The sequence below is a fragment of the Pseudoalteromonas sp. S3776 genome, from assembly GCF_005886915.1.
Lineage (GTDB): Bacteria > Pseudomonadota > Gammaproteobacteria > Enterobacterales > Alteromonadaceae > Pseudoalteromonas.
Genome location: NZ_PNCU01000069.1, coordinates 21,580 through 46,931, shown reverse-complemented (window position 1 = coordinate 46,931; position 25,352 = coordinate 21,580). Strand labels below are relative to the sequence as shown.

21 protein-coding genes and 2 pseudogenes are annotated in these 25,352 nt (G+C 36.1%); 3 read left to right on the top strand and 20 right to left on the bottom strand.

The window, feature by feature from the left end:
• Positions 1-713 (bottom strand): GntR family transcriptional regulator (locus tag CWC16_RS18435; protein WP_138542589.1); only part of this gene is annotated, 713 nt, incomplete at its 3' end.
• A gap of 265 nt (positions 714-978) precedes the next feature.
• Between CWC16_RS18435 and rsmF the strand changes: the two genes are divergently transcribed.
• Positions 979-2,430, top strand: a complete 1,452-nt coding sequence (gene rsmF / locus CWC16_RS18430; protein ID WP_138542588.1) for a 16S rRNA (cytosine(1407)-C(5))-methyltransferase RsmF — start codon at positions 979-981, stop codon at positions 2,428-2,430.
• 1,329 nt (positions 2,431-3,759) lie between these two features.
• Here rsmF and CWC16_RS18425 read toward each other — a convergent pair.
• From CWC16_RS18425 to galU, 19 genes and pseudogenes are all read right to left on the bottom strand, one after another.
• On the bottom strand, positions 3,760-4,455 hold the full coding sequence (locus CWC16_RS18425; RefSeq protein ID WP_138542587.1) for a VpsP family polysaccharide biosynthesis protein: 696 nt from the start codon (positions 4,453-4,455) through the stop codon (positions 3,760-3,762).
• The gene (locus CWC16_RS18420) at positions 4,448-5,176 is read right to left on the bottom strand and encodes a tyrosine-protein phosphatase (protein ID WP_138542586.1); all 729 of its coding nucleotides are present in this window, start codon (positions 5,174-5,176) and stop codon (positions 4,448-4,450) included. The genes CWC16_RS18425 and CWC16_RS18420 overlap by 8 nt, the downstream gene beginning before the upstream one ends.
• A 13-nt stretch (positions 5,177-5,189) precedes the next feature.
• A complete protein-coding gene (locus tag CWC16_RS18415; protein WP_138542585.1) occupies positions 5,190-7,394 on the bottom strand; it encodes a GumC family protein in 2,205 nt (734 codons plus the stop codon).
• A 22-nt stretch (positions 7,395-7,416) separates the two neighbouring features.
• Positions 7,417-7,935, bottom strand: coding sequence for a polysaccharide biosynthesis/export family protein (locus tag CWC16_RS18410; protein WP_138542584.1), 519 nt, complete (start codon positions 7,933-7,935; stop codon positions 7,417-7,419).
• Positions 7,935-9,149, bottom strand: coding sequence for an outer membrane beta-barrel protein (locus tag CWC16_RS18405; protein WP_138542583.1), 1,215 nt, complete (start codon positions 9,147-9,149; stop codon positions 7,935-7,937). The genes CWC16_RS18410 and CWC16_RS18405 overlap by 1 nt, the downstream gene beginning before the upstream one ends.
• Positions 9,133-10,536, bottom strand: coding sequence for an undecaprenyl-phosphate glucose phosphotransferase (locus CWC16_RS18400; protein WP_138542582.1), 1,404 nt, complete (start codon positions 10,534-10,536; stop codon positions 9,133-9,135). The genes CWC16_RS18405 and CWC16_RS18400 overlap by 17 nt, the downstream gene beginning before the upstream one ends.
• A gap of 216 nt (positions 10,537-10,752) precedes the next feature.
• On the bottom strand, positions 10,753-11,154 hold the full coding sequence (locus tag CWC16_RS18395) for a 3-phosphoshikimate 1-carboxyvinyltransferase (RefSeq protein WP_138542581.1): 402 nt from the start codon (positions 11,152-11,154) through the stop codon (positions 10,753-10,755).
• Between the two features lie 467 nt (positions 11,155-11,621).
• Positions 11,622-12,356 (bottom strand): WecB/TagA/CpsF family glycosyltransferase, encoded by a 735-nt coding sequence (locus tag CWC16_RS18390; RefSeq protein ID WP_138542580.1) that lies wholly within the window; start codon positions 12,354-12,356, stop codon positions 11,622-11,624.
• 34 nt (positions 12,357-12,390) lie between these two features.
• The gene (locus tag CWC16_RS18385) at positions 12,391-13,461 is read right to left on the bottom strand and encodes an acyltransferase family protein (protein ID WP_138542579.1); all 1,071 of its coding nucleotides are present in this window, start codon (positions 13,459-13,461) and stop codon (positions 12,391-12,393) included.
• On the bottom strand, positions 13,458-14,702 hold the full coding sequence (locus CWC16_RS18380) for an O-antigen ligase domain-containing protein (RefSeq protein ID WP_138542578.1): 1,245 nt from the start codon (positions 14,700-14,702) through the stop codon (positions 13,458-13,460). Before CWC16_RS18380 ends, CWC16_RS18385 begins: the two co-directional genes overlap by 4 nt.
• Positions 14,699-15,589: a glycosyltransferase family 2 protein gene (locus CWC16_RS18375; RefSeq protein ID WP_138542577.1), complete on the bottom strand. Its 891-nt coding sequence runs from the start codon at positions 15,587-15,589 to the stop codon at positions 14,699-14,701. Before CWC16_RS18375 ends, CWC16_RS18380 begins: the two co-directional genes overlap by 4 nt.
• Positions 15,582-16,796: a polysaccharide biosynthesis protein gene (locus CWC16_RS18370; protein ID WP_138542576.1), complete on the bottom strand. Its 1,215-nt coding sequence runs from the start codon at positions 16,794-16,796 to the stop codon at positions 15,582-15,584. The genes CWC16_RS18375 and CWC16_RS18370 overlap by 8 nt, the downstream gene beginning before the upstream one ends.
• A gap of 25 nt (positions 16,797-16,821) precedes the next feature.
• A pseudogene (locus CWC16_RS20425) lies at positions 16,822-16,962 on the bottom strand (DapH/DapD/GlmU-related protein); the annotation flags it as partial.
• Positions 16,963-17,070: 108 nt separating this feature from the next.
• A pseudogene (locus CWC16_RS20420) lies at positions 17,071-17,322 on the bottom strand (hypothetical protein); the annotation flags it as partial.
• Complete coding sequence (locus tag CWC16_RS18360) at positions 17,315-18,451, bottom strand: glycosyltransferase family 4 protein (RefSeq protein ID WP_138542574.1); 1,137 nt, start codon at positions 18,449-18,451, stop codon at positions 17,315-17,317. The pseudogene CWC16_RS20420 and the gene CWC16_RS18360, both read right to left, overlap by 8 nt.
• Positions 18,444-18,857 carry an acyltransferase gene (locus CWC16_RS18355; RefSeq protein ID WP_138542573.1) on the bottom strand — a complete coding sequence of 138 codons (414 nt, stop codon included), beginning with the start codon at positions 18,855-18,857 and terminating at the stop codon, positions 18,444-18,446. Before CWC16_RS18355 ends, CWC16_RS18360 begins: the two co-directional genes overlap by 8 nt.
• 146 nt (positions 18,858-19,003) lie before the next feature.
• Positions 19,004-20,254 carry a UDP-N-acetyl-D-mannosamine dehydrogenase gene (gene wecC, locus CWC16_RS18350; protein ID WP_138542572.1) on the bottom strand — a complete coding sequence of 417 codons (1,251 nt, stop codon included), beginning with the start codon at positions 20,252-20,254 and terminating at the stop codon, positions 19,004-19,006.
• A 33-nt stretch (positions 20,255-20,287) separates the two neighbouring features.
• Positions 20,288-21,421, bottom strand: a complete 1,134-nt coding sequence (wecB, locus tag CWC16_RS18345; RefSeq protein WP_138542571.1) for a non-hydrolyzing UDP-N-acetylglucosamine 2-epimerase — start codon at positions 21,419-21,421, stop codon at positions 20,288-20,290.
• Between the two features lie 29 nt (positions 21,422-21,450).
• Positions 21,451-22,350, bottom strand: a complete 900-nt coding sequence (gene galU / locus CWC16_RS18340; protein ID WP_138542570.1) for a UTP--glucose-1-phosphate uridylyltransferase GalU — start codon at positions 22,348-22,350, stop codon at positions 21,451-21,453.
• A 296-nt stretch (positions 22,351-22,646) separates the two neighbouring features.
• Here galU and CWC16_RS18335 point away from each other — a divergent pair, with 296 nt between their 5' ends.
• Both CWC16_RS18335 and CWC16_RS18330 read left to right on the top strand, forming a co-directional pair.
• On the top strand, positions 22,647-23,303 hold the full coding sequence (locus CWC16_RS18335; RefSeq protein WP_138542569.1) for a transglutaminase-like cysteine peptidase: 657 nt from the start codon (positions 22,647-22,649) through the stop codon (positions 23,301-23,303).
• Between the two features lie 25 nt (positions 23,304-23,328).
• Positions 23,329-25,329 carry a bifunctional diguanylate cyclase/phosphodiesterase gene (locus CWC16_RS18330; protein ID WP_138542568.1) on the top strand — a complete coding sequence of 667 codons (2,001 nt, stop codon included), beginning with the start codon at positions 23,329-23,331 and terminating at the stop codon, positions 25,327-25,329.
• The last annotated feature ends 23 nt before the right edge of the window (positions 25,330-25,352 follow it).

Genomic DNA, 25,352 nt, shown 5'->3' with positions numbered 1-25,352 from the left:
TAGCTTTTAGCTTTTAGCAAAGTGTTTGTTTGCTTATTCAGCAAATCAAATTTGGTTTGAATATTAGCTTGCGATGCACTAATGTGGCGTTTCATCAGCATTTCAGCAAGTTCACCATCGTGGTTCTCTATTGCGTTTATAATGGCTAAATGCTCGTCAAACGCTTTAGATACGCGCGGCCCCACCATACCCATTTGCACACGATACATACGTATTAACTGGTAAAGTCCATTACACAACAAATGGATAAGGTGCGCGTTTTTACTACCTTTAATAATGCGATAATGAAAGTCTAAATCGCCCGCTTCTTGATAGTACGACTCGCCCTCTTTAACGCGTTGAGTTTGCAAATGTTGATTAAGTAATTGCTTTAAGCCTTTAACCTCATCGGGTTCCATATTGTCGGCAGCAAGCCTACATGCTAAACCTTCAAGAGAACTGCGTACTTGATAAACCTCAATTAAACGCTCTGCAGTGAGTGCCACAACACGGCAACCCACGTTCGCTTTACGCTCTACTAAGTAACAGCTTTCTAAGCGGTTAAGTGCTTCTCTAAGCGTGGCACGGCTTACACTGTAACGCTTAGCAAGTTCTGGCTCTGAAATTTTGCTACCCTGCTCTATGCTGCCCTCTACTATTTCACGGCGCATATCTACAAACACTTGATCAGAAGCTGTAGTAATTGGTGTATCGATTAAAAAAGGTTGCGTCATGGCTTTATAAATAAATTGTCGACAATTAATGAGCTAACTATGTGCTTAATAAAAAAACATGTCAACCCCAAATAAGTTAAAAAGGAGTAAAAAACACATATATTGTCGACACTGTTAATCTAAAGTCGTATAAATCTGCTTTAAAACAAAACTAAAAACACAATATGTCGACATTCTAGCAAATTATAAAACCGCTATTTAACGCTGAAAAAACTCTTTAAAAGTGCTAATATCACGCTTTATTTTTTAATGTAAGAGCCACTGCGTGAACGCCAACACTTATATTCCTGAGCACTTTATTGATGACGTAAAAACCTATTTACCTGCTCACCTTAATTTAGACGACTTTATAAACGCGTGTCGTCGCCCGCTCAGAAAGTCTATTCGTGTAAATACATTAAAAATTTCGATTGAAGAATTTTTAAAGCGCGCAGAACAAAAAAACTGGCAACTTACCCCTATACCTTGGTGTAACGAGGGTTTTTGGCTAGAGCGCCCAAGCGATGAAGAGCAAAATTTAGCACTGGGCAATACCGACCTACACCTAAGCGGTGCCATGTACGTGCAAGAGGCAAGCTCAATGCTACCGCCTATGGCACTAAAACACAGTATTAAAAACGCAGACGAAAATAATACCTATGTGCTTGATATGGCATCAGCCCCAGGCTCTAAAACCTCACAACTTGCCGCACTCATGAATAACCAAGGCGTACTGGTTGCCAACGAGCTTTCGTCGTCTCGCTTAAAAGTACTGAGCGCAACGCTTAAACGTATGGGTGTAGGTAACTGTGCGCTTTCGCATTTTGATGGTGTTATATTTGGTAACTACATGTTTGAATGCTTTGATAGCATTTTGCTTGATGCGCCTTGCTCAGGCGAAGGAACGGTAAGAAAAGACGCCGACGCACTTAAAAATTGGTCAATAGAATCAAATATTGAGATTGCTCAAGTACAAAAAGACTTAATTAAAAGCGCCTTTTACGCATTAAAGCCAGGTGGTACGCTTGTGTATTCAACCTGTACGCTCACCCCGCTCGAAAACCAACAAGTATGTGATTATTTACTCAGTGAATTTGGCGACTACATTGAGCCACAAGCGCTTAGTGATTTATTTGAAGGCGCAGAAAAAGCCACAACTCCCGAGGGCTACTTACATGTATGGCCGCAAACGTACGACAGTGAAGGTTTTTTTATTGCTAAATTTAAAAAACGAGCAAGCTGCAATAACCCAACCCAAACGGTTAAAAAAGGTGCGTTTCCGTTTAACGAGTTTGATAAAAAGCAAACCACGTTATTTATGAGCCAGCTTAAAAAGCAGTTTGGTTTAAAAGCGCTGCTAGGTAAATTAATGCAACGCGATAAAGAGCTGTGGTTGTTTCCTGATGGGTTTGAAGCCGTGCAAAATAAAATTAAATACGCACGTTTAGGTATTCAGCTGGGTATTATTCATAAAAATGGTGTAAGGCTTACTCACGAATTTGCTACCGTGTTTGGCAGTGAGTGTAAAAGCAATACCTATGCTTTAACAAACGAGCAAGCAAATGACTATTTTAACGGTAAAGATGTACGCCTTGAAGACGTTACAAAAGCCACCGGCGAAGTAGTATTAACCTTATGTGGCTGCCCTATTGGACTGGGTAAATGGCAAAAAAATAAAATAAAAAACTCTTTGCCTCGCGATCTCGTGCAAAATACGCAGTTAATAAGCTGGGCATAAAACAAGCAATACATTAGTTAACCTGTGCACAACTTAATTAATCCTTTGTTATTATTTTAGGTTAATAAACAAACAAAACTTAGAGTTTTACGGGTTGGTTAACTACACTAGAATGTACTTTCTTCTTCTCCCTAAGAATTACGAAAGTGTATTTAGTTAGCGCAAGGCTCAACTAAGAGCCATTTATAGCCCAGAGCTATTTACAATGGCTCTGGGCGTTTTCATACAACTAAGTTAAGTGATTTTTAAATAGGCTGCACATGTTTTTTCGCGCTTTTAACATAAGTAAACTATACGCTTACAAGTACATACCAAACCTTCCTCTGTAGACGCGCATCTTGCTGGCGTTTAAAAGCAACGCTTTTACATACCTATAAATAAAGCGCCAACAAGCAAGGCGCCTACAGTAAAATTATTCACAAAGAGGTTTAGAGACGCTGCGCTATAGAGAAGTGATCTAGTGGCTAAGTAAATAAACCATCATTGATGTATTTATGTCTACTCATTTACTCCCCATTTTCTTCTCTTCGTGCAATTTGTTTTTAGGTAATTTTTCACAAAGAGGTCATGAGACGCTGCGTTTTTAGAGTAGTGATAAATTATTAAGTAATAAACCTTCATTGGTGTATTTATGTCTACTCATTTACTCCTCATTTTCTTCTCTTTGTGCAATTTTTTTAGTTAATTTTTCACAAAGAGGTCAAGAGGCGCTTCGCTTTTAGAGTAGTAATTAATCATTAAGTAATAAACCTTCATCGGTGTATTTATGTCTACTCATTTAATCCTCATTTTCTTCTCTTCGTGCAATTTGTTTTCAAGTAATTTTTCACAAAGAGGTTAAGAGGCGCTGCGCTTTTAGAGTAGTAATAAATTATTAAGTAATAAACCTTCATTGGTGTATTTATATCTACTCATTTACTCCTCATTTTCTTCTCTTTGTGCAATTTGTTTTTAGGTAATTTTTCACAAAGAGGTCATGAGACGCTTCGCTTTTAGAGTAGTGATAAATTATTAAGTAATAAACCTTCATTGGTGTATTTATGTCTACTCATTTACTCCTCATTTTCTTCTCTTCGTGCAATTTGCTTTTAGGTAATTTTTCACAAAGAGCTTAAGAGACGCTCCGCTTTAGAGGGTTGAAGAACAAAGTTATTAAGCAGCTTGGCCAATGGCTTCTCATTTGCTTCTTTGTGCACATGATCTTTTAAAAAGAAGCTATGCTTTTAACGTGAGAAGCAACGCTCTAAAGTAAATACACGCAATTTCACTTTACTCACGGTGGTGAGGTTAAATAACTAATAGCTGAAATATTTTCCTAAACAAGAAAACCTATTTACAGTACTTTTTAAACATCCAGTTATTTCTGGCAGATTCAAATTGTGCGCCAAACTGAAGAGACAAACATAAAATAGGGAGTGTATTTGTCTGCTTAGCTATCTCAAACGCACGTGAAAACTTATAGCCATGCTTGGCTGCAAGCCTAAGCTCGCTAACATACAAAGCTTTATATTTTGGAGGGAGTTGCTGCCAATTAGTAAGCGCTATTTCAATAACACCTAAATGAACATCTATTTTAAAAGGGCCTGATTTTTTAGCCTGCTGAATATAACCAAACACACGATCGCTTGGGCCCTCTTTATAGCTAGTGACTTTAGCTAAGTCTATCCATGTTTCGGCCCACGACGTTCTGTACTTTAACGAATTTAAAAGAGAAGACTCTACTTGCTTATATACTTTAGGAGCGCTTTCAACGTTTACATTATTTTTAGTTAGGCTAAGCATTTTTATATAAGCACTTAGCTGCCAATAATGCGCTTGGAGAGGCTCTAGTTGTGTGGCGAGTGTTATTGCCTCGTTTGCCAGGCTAAGCTCTTGAGGTGTTAGTAAATCATCTGGCTGTTTTAGCGTATTTAATGCATTAAAATACCACGCATTAGCACGCATACTTTGTATGCTTTCAAAACTAATAAACAAAGTAATAATTGCAAGCAATGTAATTTGAGTTAGCTTTTTTAAATTACTCATCAAACAAAGACTCTGTTAAACGCTGTGGATTGTTTACAAACAAGTTTTGTGCTTCTAACTCACCTATTAAATCGGTAACGAGCCTTTTTGCATTACTTAATAATGGAGGCCTGCGTTTGACTGAGTGTGCATCGCTTGCAACATAACTAACCAAGCTTTTTTGTAGCATATCAATACTAATTGCTTTAGCAGTATCGCCCCACGCCCCTTCTATGCTTGAGGCTGTTAATTGAAAATCACAACCTAACTGCTTTAAACGCTCAATATAAAATGGGTTTGCTTGGATATCTCTGTTGCGTTCGGGGTGAGGAATTATCGCTTTTATATTTTGCTTTGATAGCCAGTTTATAAACTTATCGTAGCCTTGCGGTACATGGGAATGCGGTAACTCTAACAATAAATAATTAACCGAATCTAACGCACCAATAAAAGGTAACTGTCCTGCCATAACAAGACCCATTAATTCGATGTCGAGCCTAACCTCTGCAGCTACTGCAAGCTTTAAATCAATACCTGCATTTAAAGCCTCTTGCTTTAAAACATCAATGTCATTATTAAGTGCTTTTGCTGAGTTATTAAATCGGCCTATATGAATATGTGGGGTTGCCACCATATGTGTTATCCCATCACTTTGCGCCATTTTTAATAGCGCTAAAGACTCGTTTAAATCTTTAGCGCCATCGTCAATGCCTGGCAAAATATGAGAATGAATATCAAACATAAATTTTTAGCAATTAAGAGGTTGGTTGCTCAGGCTTTTGCGAGTAGTCGTAATAATCGTAATAACCATGGCTATGCTCATCTTTGTTTTTACTCATATCAACTTTATTTAACACAATACCCGCAACATGAGCTTTTGACTCAAATAAACGCTCTATACCTGCTTTTATAGGTTTAATACGTGTTACGTCAGATTTAACAACATAAATTACCGAATCAGCACTTTGTGAAATAACAAGTGCATCACTCACTGCTTGGGTAGGCGGTGTATCAATAATAATATGGTCGTACTTAGTTTTTAGCACATCGAGCACTTCGTTAAAACGCGAGCTTGATAGTAGTTCCAACGGGTTACCAGGAATTTGCCCACTAGGCATAATAGCCACACCCGACTGTCCATCAACATGTACACATTCACTAAACTGCTCGGTGCCTATCATTAAATTGCTTAGTCCAGGATGAAATACCGGTATATCAAAGCGCTTTGCTATACTTGGTTTACGTAAATCTGCATCAATAAGTAATACTTTACCCATTTGCGCAAGCGACATTGCTAAATTAGCTGAAGTAGTTGTTTTACCCTCACCCGGAGAGCTGGATGTAACAGCAATAACCTTATGGTCACGCTCTAACTGAGTTAACAATAAACTAGTACGGAATGTACGTACAGACTCTGCAAAACGTCTGTAGTTATCGTCAAGGTAAGCATGTATGGGGAATACGCTCTTTTTAGGCATAGGTACATTAGGTAATAAACCTAACATACGCTGAGCGAGTTTCCCCTCAACATCGTTTTTAGTTTTAACTGTATCGTTTAAGGCATCAAATACAAAACTCATTACAACTGCAAAACCAAAACTTGCAACAAATGCCAAAATAACAATAAGTTTTTTATTTGGTTTAGCTGGGTCTTTAGGTGCGTAGGCACGGTCGGTAAATCGTGCAGCAGCCGAACTAAAATCGCTTGTTACCTCGGTTTCTTTAGAGCGGGATAAAAACGTATTAAATATATTACGGTTAGTTTCAACTTCACGTTTTAATTGGTTATATTTGGTTTCTTTACGGGTAATGTCTTGGTATTCAGCGCGTATTTTAATTAAATCACGCTCAAGCGCACTAACAGTTCGTGTGACGCGGTTTAACTCTTTTTCAATACCGGTAATAAGGCCTTTAATTTGTTTATTTAAGTTACTTTTTACGGTAGCAAGCTCTGCTTTAGCAGAAATTATTTTAGGGTGCTTAGGGCCATATACTTCGCTTAAATCACTCAATTTACGCTCAACTAATATAACCTCTCGCTTGACATCTTGTATCACTTTATGTGAGGTAATTTCTGGCATGCTGCCTAGTAGCTCTAAGTTATTGTTACCATATTCACTAATTACACGGTTAATGCTTTCTAGGTTGTTTTTTTCGTTTCGCACTACTACTAGTTGTTGCGATATTTGTTCAAGTTCTTGCGTTGCAAGGCCTGCTATTCCTTCAATATCAACTAATTTTTGTTGTTCACGGTATGCCTGCAAACGTACCTCAGAGTCATCTAACTGAACACGAAGTTGAGACAAACGCGTGTTTAGCCAGCTAGATGCTTGTTGCGTAATGCCCATTTTGGCACGCATTTGGCTTTCTATATAAACTTCCCCCACAGTATTGGCAACAAGTGCCGCTAATTTTGCATCGCTTGATTCAAAGCTCACTTTAACTAACTGTGTTTTACGAATAGGCGAAACAGAAAGGCGAGATTTAAACGCTAATAATAAACCGAGCATTTCACGCTCAGCTTGTTCTTCAGCAGAATACACAGTTGCTTCTTTTTTATTTAAAAAAGGCAAGTGTGATTTTATAGCCTCTTTTACTTCACTAATTGCAGACGGCTTAGCAATAAAATCTTTATGGCTTTTCAAATCAAGTTTTGCAATCACTTCGCGTGCAATACTGTCAGATTTAATTACCTCAAACTGAGTTAGGTAATACTCTTTTTGATTTGAGTCTAAGCCGTATATCTCCTCAAAACTAACCGCTTTTGCTTGTTCTGCCTCAATAAGTAAAGTTGCCGTTGCTACATATTTTGGCACTAAAGTTAGAGTGACCATAATAGCTAACAAAGTAGCTACAATGGCAAAACCTAAAATACGCCACTTTGCCCGCTTTAGCACATTGAGGTAGGCACTAAAGTCAATTATTTCTTCATTATTTACGTTATCGTTTATTTGGTTCATTAAATACTGCCTTGTAAACTGCTTAAAACAAGCGTTGTTCAATTTTTATAGTATCGCCCGCTGCAATTTGGCTATTTAAACTACCTTTTTGTTGCTGCTGTTTAGTTTGCTCTTTAAAAATAAAAATTTTATCGGTAGATGCTCGCTCGGTTAAGCCGCCGGCAAGGGCTATAGCTTGGTTAACTGTCATAGCGGGTTGGTAAGGGTATGCACCCGGGTGTTCCACCTCGCCATGAATGTAAAAAGGCCGGTATTCTACAACTTGTACATAAACATTCGGGTTTACTAAATAATCAGGTTTTAAACCTTCGGTTATAACTTGCTCAACCTCTGAGGTATTTAATCCTGCAAGTTTAACTTTACCTAAAAATGGGTAATTAACCTCGCCGCTGTTACCTAATAGTGCGGTAACCTCTAAATCTGGCTGGCCGAATACTTTGATTTCAACCTTATCACCTGCTCCTAACACATAATTTTGCGCAGATTGAGCAAAACAAATGCTGCTAAATACAAGCAGCATTAAACCAAAAAAATACTTCATTAATTAGCCTTTAACGCAAAAGTAAAGTTAACGCCTACAATTACACGGTCAAACTCAATAGCATTTACTGTAGAGTTTTTATCCATAAAATCTACATAGGTAGAAACCATGCCAAAATTGCTCGCTACATAATTTAAACCTAAACGGAAGTTTTTAGTTTTATCTTTACGGCCAACATCACCTGTATACTGCTCGTCAATATAATTAACGCTTGCAAGCGAGCTTAAATAATCGCTCCAACTATGGGTCCAATTTACACCATAAATGCTTTCTTTAATGTAATCGCCTTGTACTAATGGGTCTTTTGCTGCGCGACTAGTCATAAGCTGAACGGTAGAGTAAGTAAGTGGCTGCCAATTAATGGCGGCCTCCCAACTTAAACCACTAAAGTTTTCACGTTCACTCGAGTCAAAGTCTTTATTCTGATAACCCACTTTAAACGAGCCAGAAGTAACAGATGTTGCCTCCCACTCCATACCAGCAAGTATTTTTATATCGTCGCTGTCGCGCGATATACCACTACTGGCTAATACATCGTAACGGTAGTTTTCTTGCTTAATTTCTAAAAAAGTGCGTGTAGCGGATTGGGTATTATAATAACCCGTAATACCTAATAACGATTTATCGTAGTCACGATACTGCGATACTTCTCTAAAACTTTGATATTTTTTACTAAAAAAGCCGGCACTTAAAGCAACTTGTGCTTTTGAACTTTGCGCACCGTACTCATAACGTGCTAACACATTTTGTTGTTGGTACTTTACAAGTTCATTAACAACATCGCCTAAACCTTCGGTTAAACCACTGCCACGAGGTTCATATAGCCAATCGGCATCGCCGTTAATATCTAAGCGATGCTGGCTGGTAAACTCTTTATGTACGCCCGCACCTATATTTACTTGGGTGAAGTTATCGGCAGTATCTTTATTGTGTAACGAGCTGCTAGTGCCTAAGTCTATGTTATAGCTATCTGGCCCATCCTCAATTACCGCTTTAACATTTGGGGTTATGGTCCAAATAAATCGCGACTCTTCATCGTTCGGGGTGCTAAAAAAGTTACTATTACTACTGATACCAGTTTGTAACGTAGGGGTGATTTCGGCCCCATCTTTAGTCATAACGCTACCTGGTTTTAAATTAGCAGTAGCAGGCGCAGCTATCATAGCGCTCAAAAATGCGCTAAGTGGTACAAGTTTTTTAGTATGCATTTGCATTTTTAAATCCCTTAAAAATTGTTATAAAAATAATTTTTATATCAAACCACAACGACCAGTGCTTAATATAATGTAAGTCAAATTCAACACGTTTTTCCATTTTGTCTAAGGTGTCGGTTTCGCCGCGCCAGCCATTAATTTGCGCCCAACCAGTAATACCGGGTTTAGCTTTGTGGCGTAGCATATAAAACTCTACCTTTTTACGGTATTCCTCGTTATGCGCAACAGCATGCGGCCTTGGCCCCACAATCGACATATCGCCTTTTAAAACATTTATAAATTGCGGTAATTCATCAAGGCTAGTGCGGCGTAAAAAACCGCCTAGTGGAGTAATGCGGGCGTCATTTCTTTTAGCTTGTGTTACCACATTACTATTTTCAGTAACACTCATTGAGCGAAACTTCCATACCTTAATTTTGCGCCCATCAAGCCCATACCTGTCTTGTTTAAAAATAATAGGCCCATCCGATGTAAATTTAACAGCAAATGCAATGGCAATTAAAATAGGTGAAATCAACAGCAAAATGATACTAGCAGCAATTATGTCCTCAGTTCGCTTTATAAATTCACGCGCACCAATAAAGGGGGATTCAAAAACGCTGAGTGTATCAAGCTCGCCAACGTGTTCTATTCGTGCGTGTATTAAATTAGATACTAAAAAGTCAGGAATAATATGTACATCAACTGTGGTATCACCTAACTGCAGTAATATATCTGCTATGCGTTTATCTGCTTTCATAGGTAGGGCAATATATAAAACACTTATTTCACCATTACGTGCAGCATTAACAGCGTCCTGAATTTTGCCTGCAACATCATGCTTGGTTGAATTTTCAAACAAACGCTCTGGCTGCCTGTCGTCATAAAAGCCTAAAAACTTAAAGCCGAGCTCATCATTTTTTGTAATTTCATTATACAAATGTACGGCCGACTCTGTTGCACCAACAATGGCGACATTACGTAAGTTCATACCAAGCTTGCGCTTGTTGCGTTTAAACATGTGTGCGCCTAATCGCCAGCTATACATGAAAGCAAAGCTTAATAAAAACCACAAACCTAAACCAATACGCGAGAGCTCTTCTGTAAACTTAAATACGAACGACACACAAAATAAAACTGCAAAGGCAACAAACAAAGAGCCCCAAGCACATAAAACCATGGTCCTAAATTTACCTGCTCGCCAAGAGCGATAAGCCGAAAATATTTCAGCGCAATACAAAAAGCTTAACGCAACGGATAATGCAGCAACCATGTAAGTAGGCGAGAGTTCAAAGCTATAAAAAACAGCAGAACATTGAAAGGCCAAAAACAATGCAAAAATGTCGAACAAACGATAAAAATTTGCATCAGACGAACCATTAGGCTTAAACGTCCTTGAAGATGTCATACTATGTATCCCTATAGATATCTTAATAAGTGAACTAAGCTCCACAAAACTGTGCGACAAATGTTACAGCATCATACTAACGTATTCAATATTTAGGGTGGTTTAATATATAGCAATATTATGCAAAATATTTTTAAGTAGCTAGGTTGTTACATAAAACGAAACAAATATAAACTTATAAAAACTGGGGCAAACATTTATAAACAAAATCGTAACCTAGCTTTCAAACAATTCCTTAAACCACGACCACACGCCAAATGAGTAGTTGCTAAATATATCAATCCCTAAAGCTGATTTAACCAAATAAACAACCAATAGAAATATGCTAATAACAATAAAACTAAATAGTGATACAGTTATTGCTTGAGATACAGCGGCTATCTTTTTTTCTTTCTCGCTCAGTTCTCGCCTGTTTCGCCCTGCTAGTACAACAAAATAATATCTATATTTAAAAAACTTAATTACACCTCGGCAATCAACTGTATGCTTACCCCATTGCCTTGCACCTATCGCCACTTTTAAATGCGCTAGTTGATCTTCGGTAAAACTATCCTGTACATCATCAGGCATTCTATCAAGTAAACTACGTACAGCCGGATCTGCTTTTATATGAGACAAAAATTAGCCTTATTTATATTATTAATGTAAAATTTCTTATATACAACTAAACCCGAAATGATATTTTTACTCTAGGCATTAGGTATTTCAATTTACTAAAAGACTTTCTAGAAATGCTACGAAAGAAATTTTAAAACTATTTATGCAATGACAAAAAAGTTACATCACTGCAATTCATTGGAAGGATCATATGAACCGTGAACCATTACTGACCGCAAAAAATTCATGAACAAAAAAACAGGTTACACATTATTAGATTAAGCTCCGTCAATGTTAATTTTTCCTATAGCGATAGATAATAAATGTTAAAAATCAAAAAACTCTCCAACAAGCGCTTTTCTTTATAAGTGTTCATCCGATCAATTTACAAAAATATGTCCTATTATAGTTTTAAAGCTATTAATTTATATGAGCTATAAGGTTATAGCATTGTTTAAAATAGAAGGTAATTACACTCTAATACTACTTTAAAGCCTTCTAAATTTAGTTTTCAACAATAACCAAATAAACTTTGAATTTGTTACTAAGTAACGCTTCCACATTCTTCTAGGCTCTTGTATTACCCTGTAAAGCCATTCTAAGCCTGCTTTTTGCATCCATTGCGGTGCGCGTTTGACCTTACCAGCTACTACATCAAAGGTACCGCCAACACCCATTACAAAGTCAACACCTAGCTTGTCTTGCCATTTATTAATAAAATTTTCTTTTTTCGGAGAGGTAATGGCTACAAATAACAGTTTTGCTCCCGATTCTCGTATTTTTTTCACTACAGCTTCCTCATCATCCCAAAAATAACCATCGTTAAACCCAGCAATATTTAAATTAGGGTTTTGTGCTTTCGCTACTTCCACTGTTTTAGTTACCACCTCTTCAGTCGCTCCCAGTAAAAACACAGGAAAGTCGCGTTTGGCACTCATAGCTAGGAGCTCATGAAATAAGTCAACCCCCGCTACCCGCTCCGGCACATCGAGCCCTAAAAAGCGTGCGCCAAAAACAACACCCATACCATCAATATTAATTACCTCACAAGCCTTGACTGATGCTGCTAAGGCAGAGTCATTTTGCATATTAACGATTTTAGCAACATTAACAACTACGTGTTGTAAAAAGCGCCTTTCATCTATTCTAGTTTCAATAAAAGCTACAGTTTCTTCCATTGTAGCTACATCCATAGGGGTTTTTAAAAAATTTATTCTAAGCATTTAATTCCTTATTAATTTGAGTCTTTTATTTTAGTTATTCTTTTATATCTTTTATATCTTTTATTAATATATAACAATAGCAGAATAACAATATCGATATGAAGGAAACTAATTCAATTAACGTACTTTTTTTATCAATTAAATATAGGCTTATTAGTGGTGTAAAGTGAAGAGTATAATGTAAAACATACGCTGTCAGTGAATTCCTTCCTAAAACAGATAAAATACGATGAACAAAAATGGGGATTAAACCTTTCTCGGTTACATATGCTAAAGCTAAAGCTAGCATAATGGACATCCCTATATATAATGATAAATAAGCTGGGTGGGGAGGAGCTTTGAACTTCGCTACAGCCAAGCTACTTAATACGTCTATTGTTAAACTATTGAAATAAGATAGGCCAGTCAACACTAAAATAGAAGAAATAATAAAAAACACTAAGAACCTTTCTTTTTCTGAACCTAAATATACATATAGCTTTGCCAATAGCATTCCCACTATTGCACAGTAGAAAAAAGGAAAAAATGGATAAACATCATAAAAAAATAGCCTTAATAACATGACCTCACTACTAGGGCCAAAGAATGATCCTATTAAATATGCTGTCAGATATAAAAATGAAGACACCATTATTACAATTTTTGAATTAACATAATAAACTGCAATTAGTACGTAAGGAGTTACAAATATAGCTAGGAAATAAAACGTTAATATCTCCCCAGCAATTGAAAACCTTGAATAGAGTAGCGTTTCAATCAGTGTATCTAATTGTTCTTGATGGGCTATTGAGTATATAATAACAATCACTTCTCGGGCTAAAAGCACTTTAGGCAAACGTCTTAAACTCCAAGCTATCAATGCTTTAAAGCTTTGTATGCTATTTACTTTCCCCCAATAGGTATATGCAATTGTAAAACCAAAAACCGTTATAAACAAAGGAGTTGCTACTCTAAAAATAGCTTGTATGTATTCTACTAGTATGGATGGTAATAAATCCCTTGATTCAAGTGCACCAATATAATGAATTACAATTAAAAAAAGGATAGCCAAACCTCTTAAAGAGTCTAGCCATTCTAATCTAGGCTTTTTGTATAAATTACTCATTTCACATTATTTACATACGATTTACACCTCAAGGGAGTATATGTGATGCACAATAATAACAAAGAAAATATCCAGACAATGTGTTGATCACGAAAAAAAGCTGGTTCTGATATATTATAAAATACAGGAAAGCTAAGCGCGGCAAGCAAAAAGTTAGAGTTTTTCTTAACAAACATCAAAAAGTAAAAGGAGATTAAAAATAGACTAAGAGTACCAACTTGGCTCAATAGCTCTATGTATCCATTATGGGCTGAGTTTATATATTGTAAAAAGCTGTAATCGTCATCAAAAAAATAGGGCGGTACAGGCGTCCCGAAGTAACTGCCATAACCATAGCCATAATTTAGCTTACTAAAAAAGTTTAAATCATAGTATATATTGTCCCAAATCACTCCTCTACCTGTCATAAAAACGGGCTCAACGATTTGTCCAATATGCCAATAGTCATTCAGATAATAAGTTATTATGGGGAAAGTAGTAAATACACATATTGTAAAAAAGATAGATAACCATAAGAAAGATTTAAGCGCTATATTAGGTAAATTGATTAATACAAAATAGAGAAGAACTAGCGCAATTGATGTTTTGCTCACAGTAAAAAGCAGGGCAATAAATAATAAAGCAAGAATTTTTTTATTGCCCTCCAACTCATTGTTATTATGAAATATAATATAAGATAATAGAATCAAGATTGCTAATATTGCACCCATATTATTTTTAGACTGCGTATAACCAGCTAACTCAAAATAAGGATTAATTCCAGAACCGAAAAGAACTGAAATTATCAACATAACCAACACAATAAAACACAATAATCTAACATTCTTAACTAATGTACCAGCAATATAGGAAAAAACATACGCTTGTATTAAAACCCAATACAATAAGAGCTGAAATACTACCCGCTTAAATGATAATAAGGGGAACTTTGACCATAAGCAACTAGTGAAGAGAATCAATATGACAATACATAAGAATATTATTGGTAATTTAAGCTGCCTTACTGCAAGCTGATAAGAAAAATTTTCTTTATATTTAATTAATAAAACTGAATATAATGAACTGAGTAATATCCAGAAAACCTGTTTAAAGCTGTCACTCCCAGATTTTACTTCGCTCATATGATTTAAATCTAGATCAAGTAGATGTCCTTTTGGAGAAAAATCGGGAGTAAACACGCCACTTAGGGAAAGTAATACGATTAAAAACCCGTACTCTTTGAAAAAATTTAATAGCTTCATTTTAACCCATCAAAACAAGACTCAATACGACCATAATCTCTATATATTTCACACTTCATCCTAAAGAGCCTTGCTGAATTATGAAATGAAACAATATACAACATAGAGTGATATAAAAGTTTAAAGCATGAGCTTGAAAGAAGGTAAGGTATATATTTACTCCCATTACGCATAATCTTTCTTCTGCCATAAGTCTTACCGTTATTATAAAGTCTATGCAGAGCCCACTCGTGAGAGGCTCGCTCTGTCGTTAACATCTCGTAGACGATTGATTTGCTATTCCAAATAATAGGAGCTGTCTGAGAAAGCCTCTCAAAAAAATCCGAGTCTTCGCCTCCAGTTTCATTAAATTCTTTACTAAACAAAACTTTAAACTTTTTTACTACATCCATATCGATCAAACAATTACCTGTGGCGCCATGGCATATACGCTCTAGATGCTTATAATGCTTTCTATCATGTATTCCAGAGTTTTTTATATCTGTATGTACAAAGCTAGGGTAAGTTGTAAAAACAGGACCAATTACAGCACCAAAAGAGAGCTTTTTATTGTTAATAATTTCCAAATACTTTGAAAGCCAGTTTTCCTCAACAACCTCATCATCATCTACAAAGATTAACCATTTTGTATTCACAGATTGAAGAGCTTTGTTTCTCGCATTAACAACCCCTTTAGATTTTTCAGAGAAATATTGGACAATATAGTTTTCTCCTTTTTGTACATCATTTAACAACTGATAAGCAGATTGGTACTCATCATTATCTATAATATTTATAGTTACAAACTCATTTGTTTTATTAATGGATTTTATAACACTATTTATAGTCTCTATTAAATATGCTCTTTTGTAAGTACATATTGAAATAGTAATGTTACTGTTAGGCACTTTGAACTCTCTTTAATTTGTTTAAGTAGATGTATGACATAATTAATAGGACTAATTCGCCGAACGCAATTGATAAAGGTACATATCGCCAGTCAGAAAATACAATAATAAAGGCCATGGAAATGACAGTTGATAGACTCGCAACTAAGTTAAATAGAGTTTGTATTTTAAAAACATCAAAAGCCTGTAAAGCTGTAGATGTAACCATTCTTAACTGGATAATGGCAACGCATACCCCCCACAGAAATACTGTTAAGAACATCTTTTCCTCGGCATCACTAAATAAATAGTCTTCAACAAATGCCCACGTAAAATATATGAGAAATAAAATTAATACGTTTATAACTACTACACAAATAATGCTTAGTTTATAAAACTGCCCGAACTTACTTAAAGAGTTACTCCCCAGAAGCGAAGTAAGATAATTTCTAGCAACTCTTATCCAACCATTTATTAGTAAATTTAATGGACCAAAAAAGACTCTAGCAGCCTGGACTAAACCTAAGATTTCTGCTGAATAAAATGTAGTCAACACTATTATGTACAAGCGACTATGAATTTCTGTAATTAATACTCCAATACTAGACCACTTAGAAATTGACCATATTTTCATACTATAAAATCTATAAATTTTTGTTACGGAAAAAGTTAATTTTAATTTTAAATAAAGTAACGGAATTAATGCAGCGCACAAAGAAGCCCCTCCTAACATTAAAAGAACACTATTTGGAGTAATTTGATATAAAGCTTTGTTTAAAAATAGAAATAAGAGTGAAAGTGATATAAAAACGACATCCAAGAAAAAAACTTTCCTAACATTAAAATCTATTAGTAATAAAGATTTAATATATTCTCTTAAACAAAATGATACCAAATAAAGCCCAACAGCAATTAAGCTCAACTTCGAAAAAATCATAATGAAAAATGCAATAAAAAAAGCTATCAATAAATAGATTAATTCAATTGTGTTGTAGAAGCCTATATATTTTGAAAAGCCTTGGAGCACCCTTTTCTTTGTTCTAATGGCCATTGGCGTTACTATCAATGAATTTTGAAAGGAGATTAGCGTCATACCTATAGCAAAAATAAGGCTATATTGCCCAAAGCTATTAAAGCTTAAAACCTTAATAAGGTATATACTAATTAAAAGATTAAACACACTCAAAATACCTTGATTTAAAATCGAAGTTATTATTTTCCCTTTCATTTAAACCTTACCTATGGCCTTTCAGCTTAGCAGGATTACCACATATAATCTGATAGTTTGAGAAAGATTTAGTGACGATTGAACCTGCACCGATTACTACGCCATCTCCAATAGTAACTCCGGGTAATATGATTACGTTAGCTCCGATCCAAACATCATTGCCAATTTTGACCTCTTTAAACTCCTCTCCCTGCATATTTATAGGGATATCTCTATTTTGTATAGTATGATTCTTTGTGTAGATTTTAACATCGGGCCCCATTAGTAAATCATTACCTATCGTTACACCTCCATAAACTCTACAATTTTCTCCAAACATGGAGTTTTTACCTATGCGAATGTTAGGTGAAAATTTTGCATCTTTTTCTACATTCAAGTTACCTCCATGAAAATCTAGAAAGCACTTTGCATTGAGAGATCTTATTTTCCTAAACAGTTTACCTAGAGGCCTATAATTTGCTGGCAGATGTATTGAAAAAGCAAGGTAAAACCAATAGGCTGGAAATTTAAATATTTTTTTATACATGTTTTAAGTCGCTCAAATATCTCTCTCTAACATTATTTACTAGGAAAACATCAAGTATTCCACCTCTTATGTCCCTGTTTAAATCTTTCTTAATCATTAACTGCTCTTGAAGAAAAAATTGCATAGCGTTTTCTATAGCTAATTTATCTTTAAATATAACTTTCTGAAGATAATTTTTATCTCCTAAATAACCATCTATACCTGATTTCTCACAGCATAATACTGGAAGACCTTCTAGCAATGCTTCGACATAAACCATTCCAAAAGTTTCATTTTTACTAGGCATTAGCAAAGCACAGTAATTCTTATAACTATTAATTAGATCTACTTTAGGTAAAGTGCCTTTGAGAAAAACTTGGTCACTAACTCCATGTTTCAGGCTAAAATCTAATAATTCCTTATTAATTTTATCGTTTGAAGATCCGTATATTTCTAACGTAATATCAGGAAAAAACTGCATAACATCAATAATATCAAGTAAACCTTTTTTTTCAGCTGACTCTAATCTGCCAACAAAGATAAATTTATTCGATATAGTAAAGTCTTTATTTAAACAAGGACTAATGTGGCCTTCAGTACTTACTATATTAGGTAAGTTGCTTTCATTTAAATGTTTGTGGCATAACGTTTTATTGACCGTATTTTTAGCCCAAGCACTAACCCAAAATATATGTTTTGCTGTTTTAAAAACATGGCGAAAAAAATAGCGACAAAATGGCTTATTGTTTATAAACTTTAGATCTGTATCAGCTCTAACGCTCACAACATATTTAACGCCAGTAAATTTAGACAGAAAATATGCTATGACGCCATCAATTGTTAGTTTATGCCCATGGATAACATCAAACTGAATATTATTCTTTTTTATTTCTTTTAACAAAATTAGGGAATATATAAATGAACTAAATACATGAAATAAAGCAAATGGAAGCGACGGCACTTGAAAATAGAAATACTCATCATAAATTTGAAAGCTCAATTTACCCATCTTAATTCTTCTTAGCGCAATTATTTCATGGGTAACATCTTTTTTAGTTTCATTCAGCAGGTTTTTTACAGCATTAGTGTAGTTATGAGTTGTATGATCTGGGTAATCAGAAACTATATGCAAAACTTTTAAGTTAGACATTATTTAATTTCCCATACTTCTTAGTAGAAATGTTTTTCTTTATTATTCTCGCTGGATTTCCTGCAACTATGCAATTATCAGGTACATCTTTTGATACTAAGCTTCCGGCAGCAACAATGGAGTTATTACCTATTGTAATACCTGGCAGAACAATCGAGTTGGCACCAATAAAACATTCTTTACCTATCATTGTATTTGCATGAATAGCCCTCACGAAATCATGTGTGAGTATAGTCGCGCCAAAAGCAACATAAGAATCACGACCTATAAAAATGCCTTTAGGGTTTGTTTTGTCTAAGTTACATTTACTAGAGAGCAAGACGCCATCTGAAATATTCATACCGTAATAAAATTTTAAAAACTTAACTCTCAAGCTTAAAAGCAATAATCGAACAAAGCGAACCATATTTGAAACCTTAAAGTCTGTTTGCTAATAAATATTTACTGTAAAGTTTTATCGATTTAATTTTTATCAATAAACACAAGTTTAGGGATATATCAAAAAAGTTGCACTGACTAGCCATTAGTAGTGTGCAACTATATCTTGATGTATTACAAAATCCCGCGAGTATCAATAACAACTTTTGATGCAAACTCTGTTTTATCTGCAGCTTTAAATTGTTTATGATCAACTAATACTACAACCACATTCGCTTGCTCTAGTGCGCGTTCTAGCGATACTAAACTGACATTTTTGTCTGCAAGGTTAGCAGGTAGCTTTGCAATATTTGGCTCTACCGCTAGTATTTCACCAATATTTTTTGCTGCTAACTCTTCAACAATGTTTAATGCTGGGCTTTCACGAAGGTCGTCTATATCTGCTTTAAATGAAAGGCCTAGGCATGCAATTACTGGGCGTTTAAATTCGTCAGCGGCTTTTGCTACTTTTTCGATTACGTAAAATGGTTTTGCATCGTTAGTTAAGCGCGCTTGCTTAATTATTTTTGCTTCATCTGGGCAACTTGCAACAATAAACCAAGGATCAACCGCAATGCAGTGGCCGCCAACACCAGGACCTGGGTTTAAAATGTTTACACGCGGGTGGCGATTAGCAAGCTTTATAAGCTCCCACACATTAATTTTTAATTTGTCACAAATTACCGACAATTCATTGGCAAAGGCAATGTTTACATCACGAAATGAGTTTTCGGTTAACTTAGCCATTTCAGCAGTACGGGCATTAGTAATAATACACTCGCCGCGCACAAAAGTTTCGTATAATTTAACGGCTTTTTCGCTACATGCTTTACTCATACCGCCTATAACACGGTCGTTTGATACTAGCTCTTGTAGTACATAACCAGGCAATACACGCTCAGGGCAATGAGCGACATTTATATCAGCTGTATCGCCTTTATCTTGCGGGAATGTTAAATCAGGGCGCGCTTCACTTAGCCAAGCGGCTAGTTGCTCTGTTGCCCCTACTGGTGACGTACTTTCTAGAATAACTAAATTGCCTTTTTCAAGTACTGGGGCAATTGTTTTGGCTGCAGATTCTATGTAGCTTAAATCGGCTTTATGGTCACCGCTTTCGCTATGTACAAATGGTGTTGGTACTGCCACCATAAATACATCTGCTTTTTCTGGTACTGTTGTCGCTCGTAAATTACCTGTAGAAACAACACCACGTACTACGATATCTAGATCAGGCTCTACTATATGGATTTCACCTGCATTTATTGTATCTACCGCTTTTTGATTTACATCTAAACCTATTACCTGCATACCGCGCGATGCAATAACGGCCGCTGTAGGTAAACCGATATAACCTAAACCAACAACCGACACTGTTTTTATTGTCATTACTAAATCCTTGAAAAAATTTTAAACTTTATTTTAATCTTTAAAGTGTTGCTTAATTTTTGCAACAATGCGCTCACACGCTTTACCATCGCCATAAGGGTTATGTGCTCGGCTCATTGTTTGGTATTCTTGCGCGTTTGTTAGTAAGTTTTTAACTTCGCTAATAATGCGTTCTTTATTTGTACCGACTAATTTTACTGTTCCGGCTTCTACCGCCTCTGGGCGCTCTGTTGTGTCGCGCATTACGAGCACAGGCTTACCTAGGCTTGGTGCTTCTTCTTGTACACCGCCTGAGTCGGTTACTATTATGTGTGCTTGATTCATTAAATACACAAATGGTAGGTAGTCTTGTGGTTCAATTAGATGCACATTATCAACATTTTTTAATATACGATTTACTGGTTCACGTACATTTGGATTTAAGTGCATTGGGTAAAGCACTTGTGCTTCTGGATGAGCTGTAGCTATTTCTGCTAGTGCTTCGCAAATACGTTCAAAGCCGCCACCAAAACTTTCCCTTCTGTGCCCTGTTACTAGAATTAGCTTTTTAGTTTCGTCTAACTCTGGAAACTGTGCTTTTAATTTACTGATTAATGCGTCGTCTTTTTTTACTTTATCAACCACTTGTAAGAGTGCGTCAATTACTGTGTTGCCCGTTACAACTATATCGTTTGGATCAACCCCTTCATTGAGTAAGTTTTGTTGCGACGTATCGGTTGGAGCAAAGTGAAGCTTTGTAATTGCACCTGTTAACTTGCGATTACCTTCCTCTGGCCAGGGTGATGCTAAATTGCCTGTTCTTAAGCCAGCTTCTACATGCCCTACTGGGATTTGTTGATAAAAAGCTGCAAGACTTGCGGAAAGGGTTGTACTTGTATCGCCATGAACAAGTATTAAATCGGGTTTAAATTCCTCTAAAATAGGTTTTAAGCCCAAAAGAATATTTGTAGTTACATCGTATAAGCTTTGGCCTGGCTTCATTATGTTTAAGTCGTATTCTGGTACAATTTCGAATAAATCTAAAACCTGATCTAGCATTTCACGATGCTGGGCAGTAACACATACTTTTGCGTCAATGCCTTCTGCTTCATTTAGCGCTTTAACTAGCGGTGCCATTTTAATAGCTTCAGGGCGCGTACCAAATATACTTAATATTTTAATAGCCATGACTGTCCTTAATTTAAAATAATATAATTTTAATTACTTGAAGTAAGTAACTTTTTAACCTGCTCGGTAAACTTTTTGCCCATATGGCTTGATTGCATTGCATACTCTACATTTGCGAGCATATAACCTAGTTTAGAGCCACAGTCGTGAGATTTACCTTTAAGGTGATAAGCCTCGAGCGTTTCAAGGTGGCGTAGTTGTAGTAAGGCATCGGTAAGCTGTATTTCACCGCCCGTACCTGGTGGAGTGTATTCTAATAAGTCCCAGATAGTGGGCGATACAACATAACGACCAGATATGGCTAAATTGCTTGGTGCTTCATCGTTATTTGGTTTTTCGACCATGTTTTTAATGGTCGCGTTTTCGCCAGCGCTAATTTTTTTACCCGCTAAATCGGCCACCCCATATTGATGTACTGACTCTTGTGGTACGGGCTCTACCATTACTTGGTTATAGCCTGTTTGATCAAAACGGCTGATCATTTCACTTAAGTTATCGGTTTTTAAGTTTGATTTGTATTTATCAATAATTACATCGGGGAGCATTACGGCAAACGGGTTGTTACCCACTATAGGGCGCGCAGCAAGAACTGCATGGCCTAAACCCAGTGGTGCTGATTGGCGAACAGAAATTACGGTAACGTCTTTTGGTACTATTGAGCGCACTTCTTCTAATAGGCTGCGCTTAACGCGTGTCTCTAGGGTGGCTTCTAGCTCAAAGCTGGTATCAAAGTGATTTTCTATTGAATTTTTAGAGGCATGAGTAACAAGTACTATTTCTTTAATGCCTGCGGCTACGGCTTCGTTAACTACATATTGAATAAGCGGTTTGTCTACCAAGGGTAGCATTTCTTTAGGAATGGCTTTTGTGGCTGGCAACATGCGCGTACCTAATCCAGCAACAGGTAATACTGCTTTTAAAACTTTCACTTTAATTCCTTTCATTATTTTTTGTAAACAACGAAAAAGGCTAGTTTAAAAGCTAAATTCCTTTTTACGTGTATCACATGCCGTGTGAGGTTATTATTATACACAACACAATTGTGTACTCAATAAATAAAGCATCCTTTTAGATTGTTTTTTTGTTAATTTTTTATTAATAAAATTAGCGTTTAGCGCACTGTTTTAGTGCTTCTCATGCTTTTATATGATCTACCTTTTTAATGCTAACAATACTATACTAGACTTGTTTTATTATTAGGGAATACTTACTTAAAGGAACGTGTGTGCGTTTAGGGCTTTGTATAGTATTAGTGGTTTCGTTTTTTGTATGCGCGCAAGACATGCTTATGTATTTACGCAACAGCGATATAATTGCCCGTGCGCAAAAACAATATGGTAGCGAAGGCCATGCACGTATAAAAAACTGGTTAAATTTTATAGATGAGTCTGCTGATAAAAGTGAATGGCAAAAAATTCATTTAGTTAATAAGTTTTTTAATAAGCATATTAAATATAAAACCGACGAAGACCTATGGCAGCAAAAAGACTATTGGGCTACCCCGCTCGAGAGTTTAGGAATTGGCATGGGTGACTGCGAAGACTACGTAATTGCTAAATATTTTACTTTAATGGCCTTGGGCGTTCCTGAGGATAAAATACGATTAATGTATGTTAGGCAAAAAACGGTTAATCAACCCCACATGGTGCTTATATACATTGAAAACCCAAACCAAATCCCTTATGTTTTAGGTAATTTTAATACTAAACTACTACCTGCTAATAAACGCCGCGATTTAACCCCCATTTATAGTTTTAATGGCCAAGGTTTATGGTTAGCTAAATCGAAAGGCCTTGGTAATAAAGTAAAAAATAGCCGTGGTGTGTCTGCTTGGAACACGATGCTAGAGCGAATTGAGCAAGGTGAGCTTGCTCCCATATAGAATAACGTTAAAGGAATTATTAGTTATGTCGTCTTTTTTTAAAAATGGCTTGAGCTTAAAAACCCAAGTTTATGGACTGATTATTGTTATTTCGGTTATTTCGTTTTTTGTACGAATAATTACCGATGTAGACACCACACGCCAGTATTTACAAACGCAAATGGCTAGCCACGCTCAAGACACCGCCACGAGTTTAGGGCTTTCTATTTCGCCTTACCTTGAAGACGACAGCATAATGATTGCGCAAACAATGGCAACGGCTATTTTTGACTCGGGTTATTATAAGCAAATAAAATTTACTAACGCTGAAAACCAGGTGGTTTTTGACCTTATAAACCCTAAACGTGTTGAGTCGGTACCTAATTGGTTTATAAGCACCGTTAAGCTTAACACCCCAACTATGCAATCTGAGTTAAATAATGGTTGGATAATGGCCGGCATGCTTGAAGTAACAAGCCACGTTGGGCAATCGTATTTAACGCTTTGGGAGCATACCAAGCGTAGCTTATATGGATCGTTTTTATTATTAGTAGCGTCGCTGGCAGTGGCATTTTTAATACTGCGAGCTGTGTTTAAACCATTAAAAGCGGTAGAAGACCAAGCACATTTAGTGACCCGTAAACGCTTTACTTTAAATAACGAAATACCGGTTGCCCGCGAACTGCGCACCGTTACTAAAGCCATTAACAATATGGTTATGAACCTGCAAAGTACGTTTGATTCGCTCACTAAGCAAACACAAGCCCTTACTGAGGAAGTTTACATAGACCCTTTAACCGGTTTGGGTAATCGTAAGTCGTTTGATAACCATTTTAACTCGGTAGTCGACTCTATTAGTGATGAGGCACCCATTACGGCCATGATGATTACCCTACCCTCGCTTGCAAACATTAATAAAACAGTAAGCTACCAAGATGGCGATGAACATGTAAACGAAGTGGCAAATATACTTAAAACTATTTTTGGTGAGCTGACAAACGCAAAAGTATTTAGATTAAATGGTAGCACCTTTATTGCCCTTGCTCCTTACGATAGTGAGTTTTTAAATAGAACACGCCTAGAAATTACCGATGCATTTAGCCAACAAAAAAATAGCTTACATATAAATGGCTTTGCTAACTTTGCGTTAGTAAGTGTTGATAAGGGCATGCCTGTTGGTAACGTGCTATCGGCTTTAGATACAGGCTGTACAATTGGCGATACAAACACCAAGGTAGATAAAAACACTTTATTTAGCGTTAAACAGTGGCGCTCGCTTATTCAGTCTATTTTGGCCTCTGGTGAGGTGAGTTTTTCGGTGCAACCTGTAAAACGTGCTAGCTCACAAAACAAACAATGTTATTTTGAGGTGTTTGCTCATTTTATTTTTGAAGGTGAAAAAGTTAATAATGGACATTTATTTGCTATGGCCGAAAAACTTAACTTAACCGAAGAGCTTGATAAAAAAATAATACGTAATTTTGTAAATGTTAAAGAACAACACCCAAACGACGTATTTGCGCTTAACTTAAGTAAGGCCTCTTTATATTCTACTGATTTTATTGAATGGTTAACGCTTTATTCACATACCAAACCAGTTATAAAAACTAACCTGTTATTTGAATTGCACGAAATTAGTTTACTTTATAATGTTCACATTGCCTCGCAACATATAGATATAATTAAAGATATAGGCATTAACGTATGTATTGAGCATTTTGGTACTAGCCTTACCTCGTTTAGATACTTACAAGGGCTAGACATTGAGTATGTAAAAATAGATGGTAGCTACATACAAGACTTACTGGATAACAACCAAAGCAAATTTTTTATTCAAACAGTTAATAATATTTGCCACGGTTTTGGCATTAAAGTTTTAGCGTGTTTAATAGAAAAACCTGAAACATTAAAGGTACTTGAAAGCTTAGGGTGTGATGGCGTACAAGGTAATTTAATTATGCCGCCTTCTAAAGTTATTAAAACTAATAATAATGGTGCAAATAAAGAGTTTACTTTTTGCGCCGATACGCTAAAATTTTGTAATTAGATAATCTCTTAAAGGGACACAAG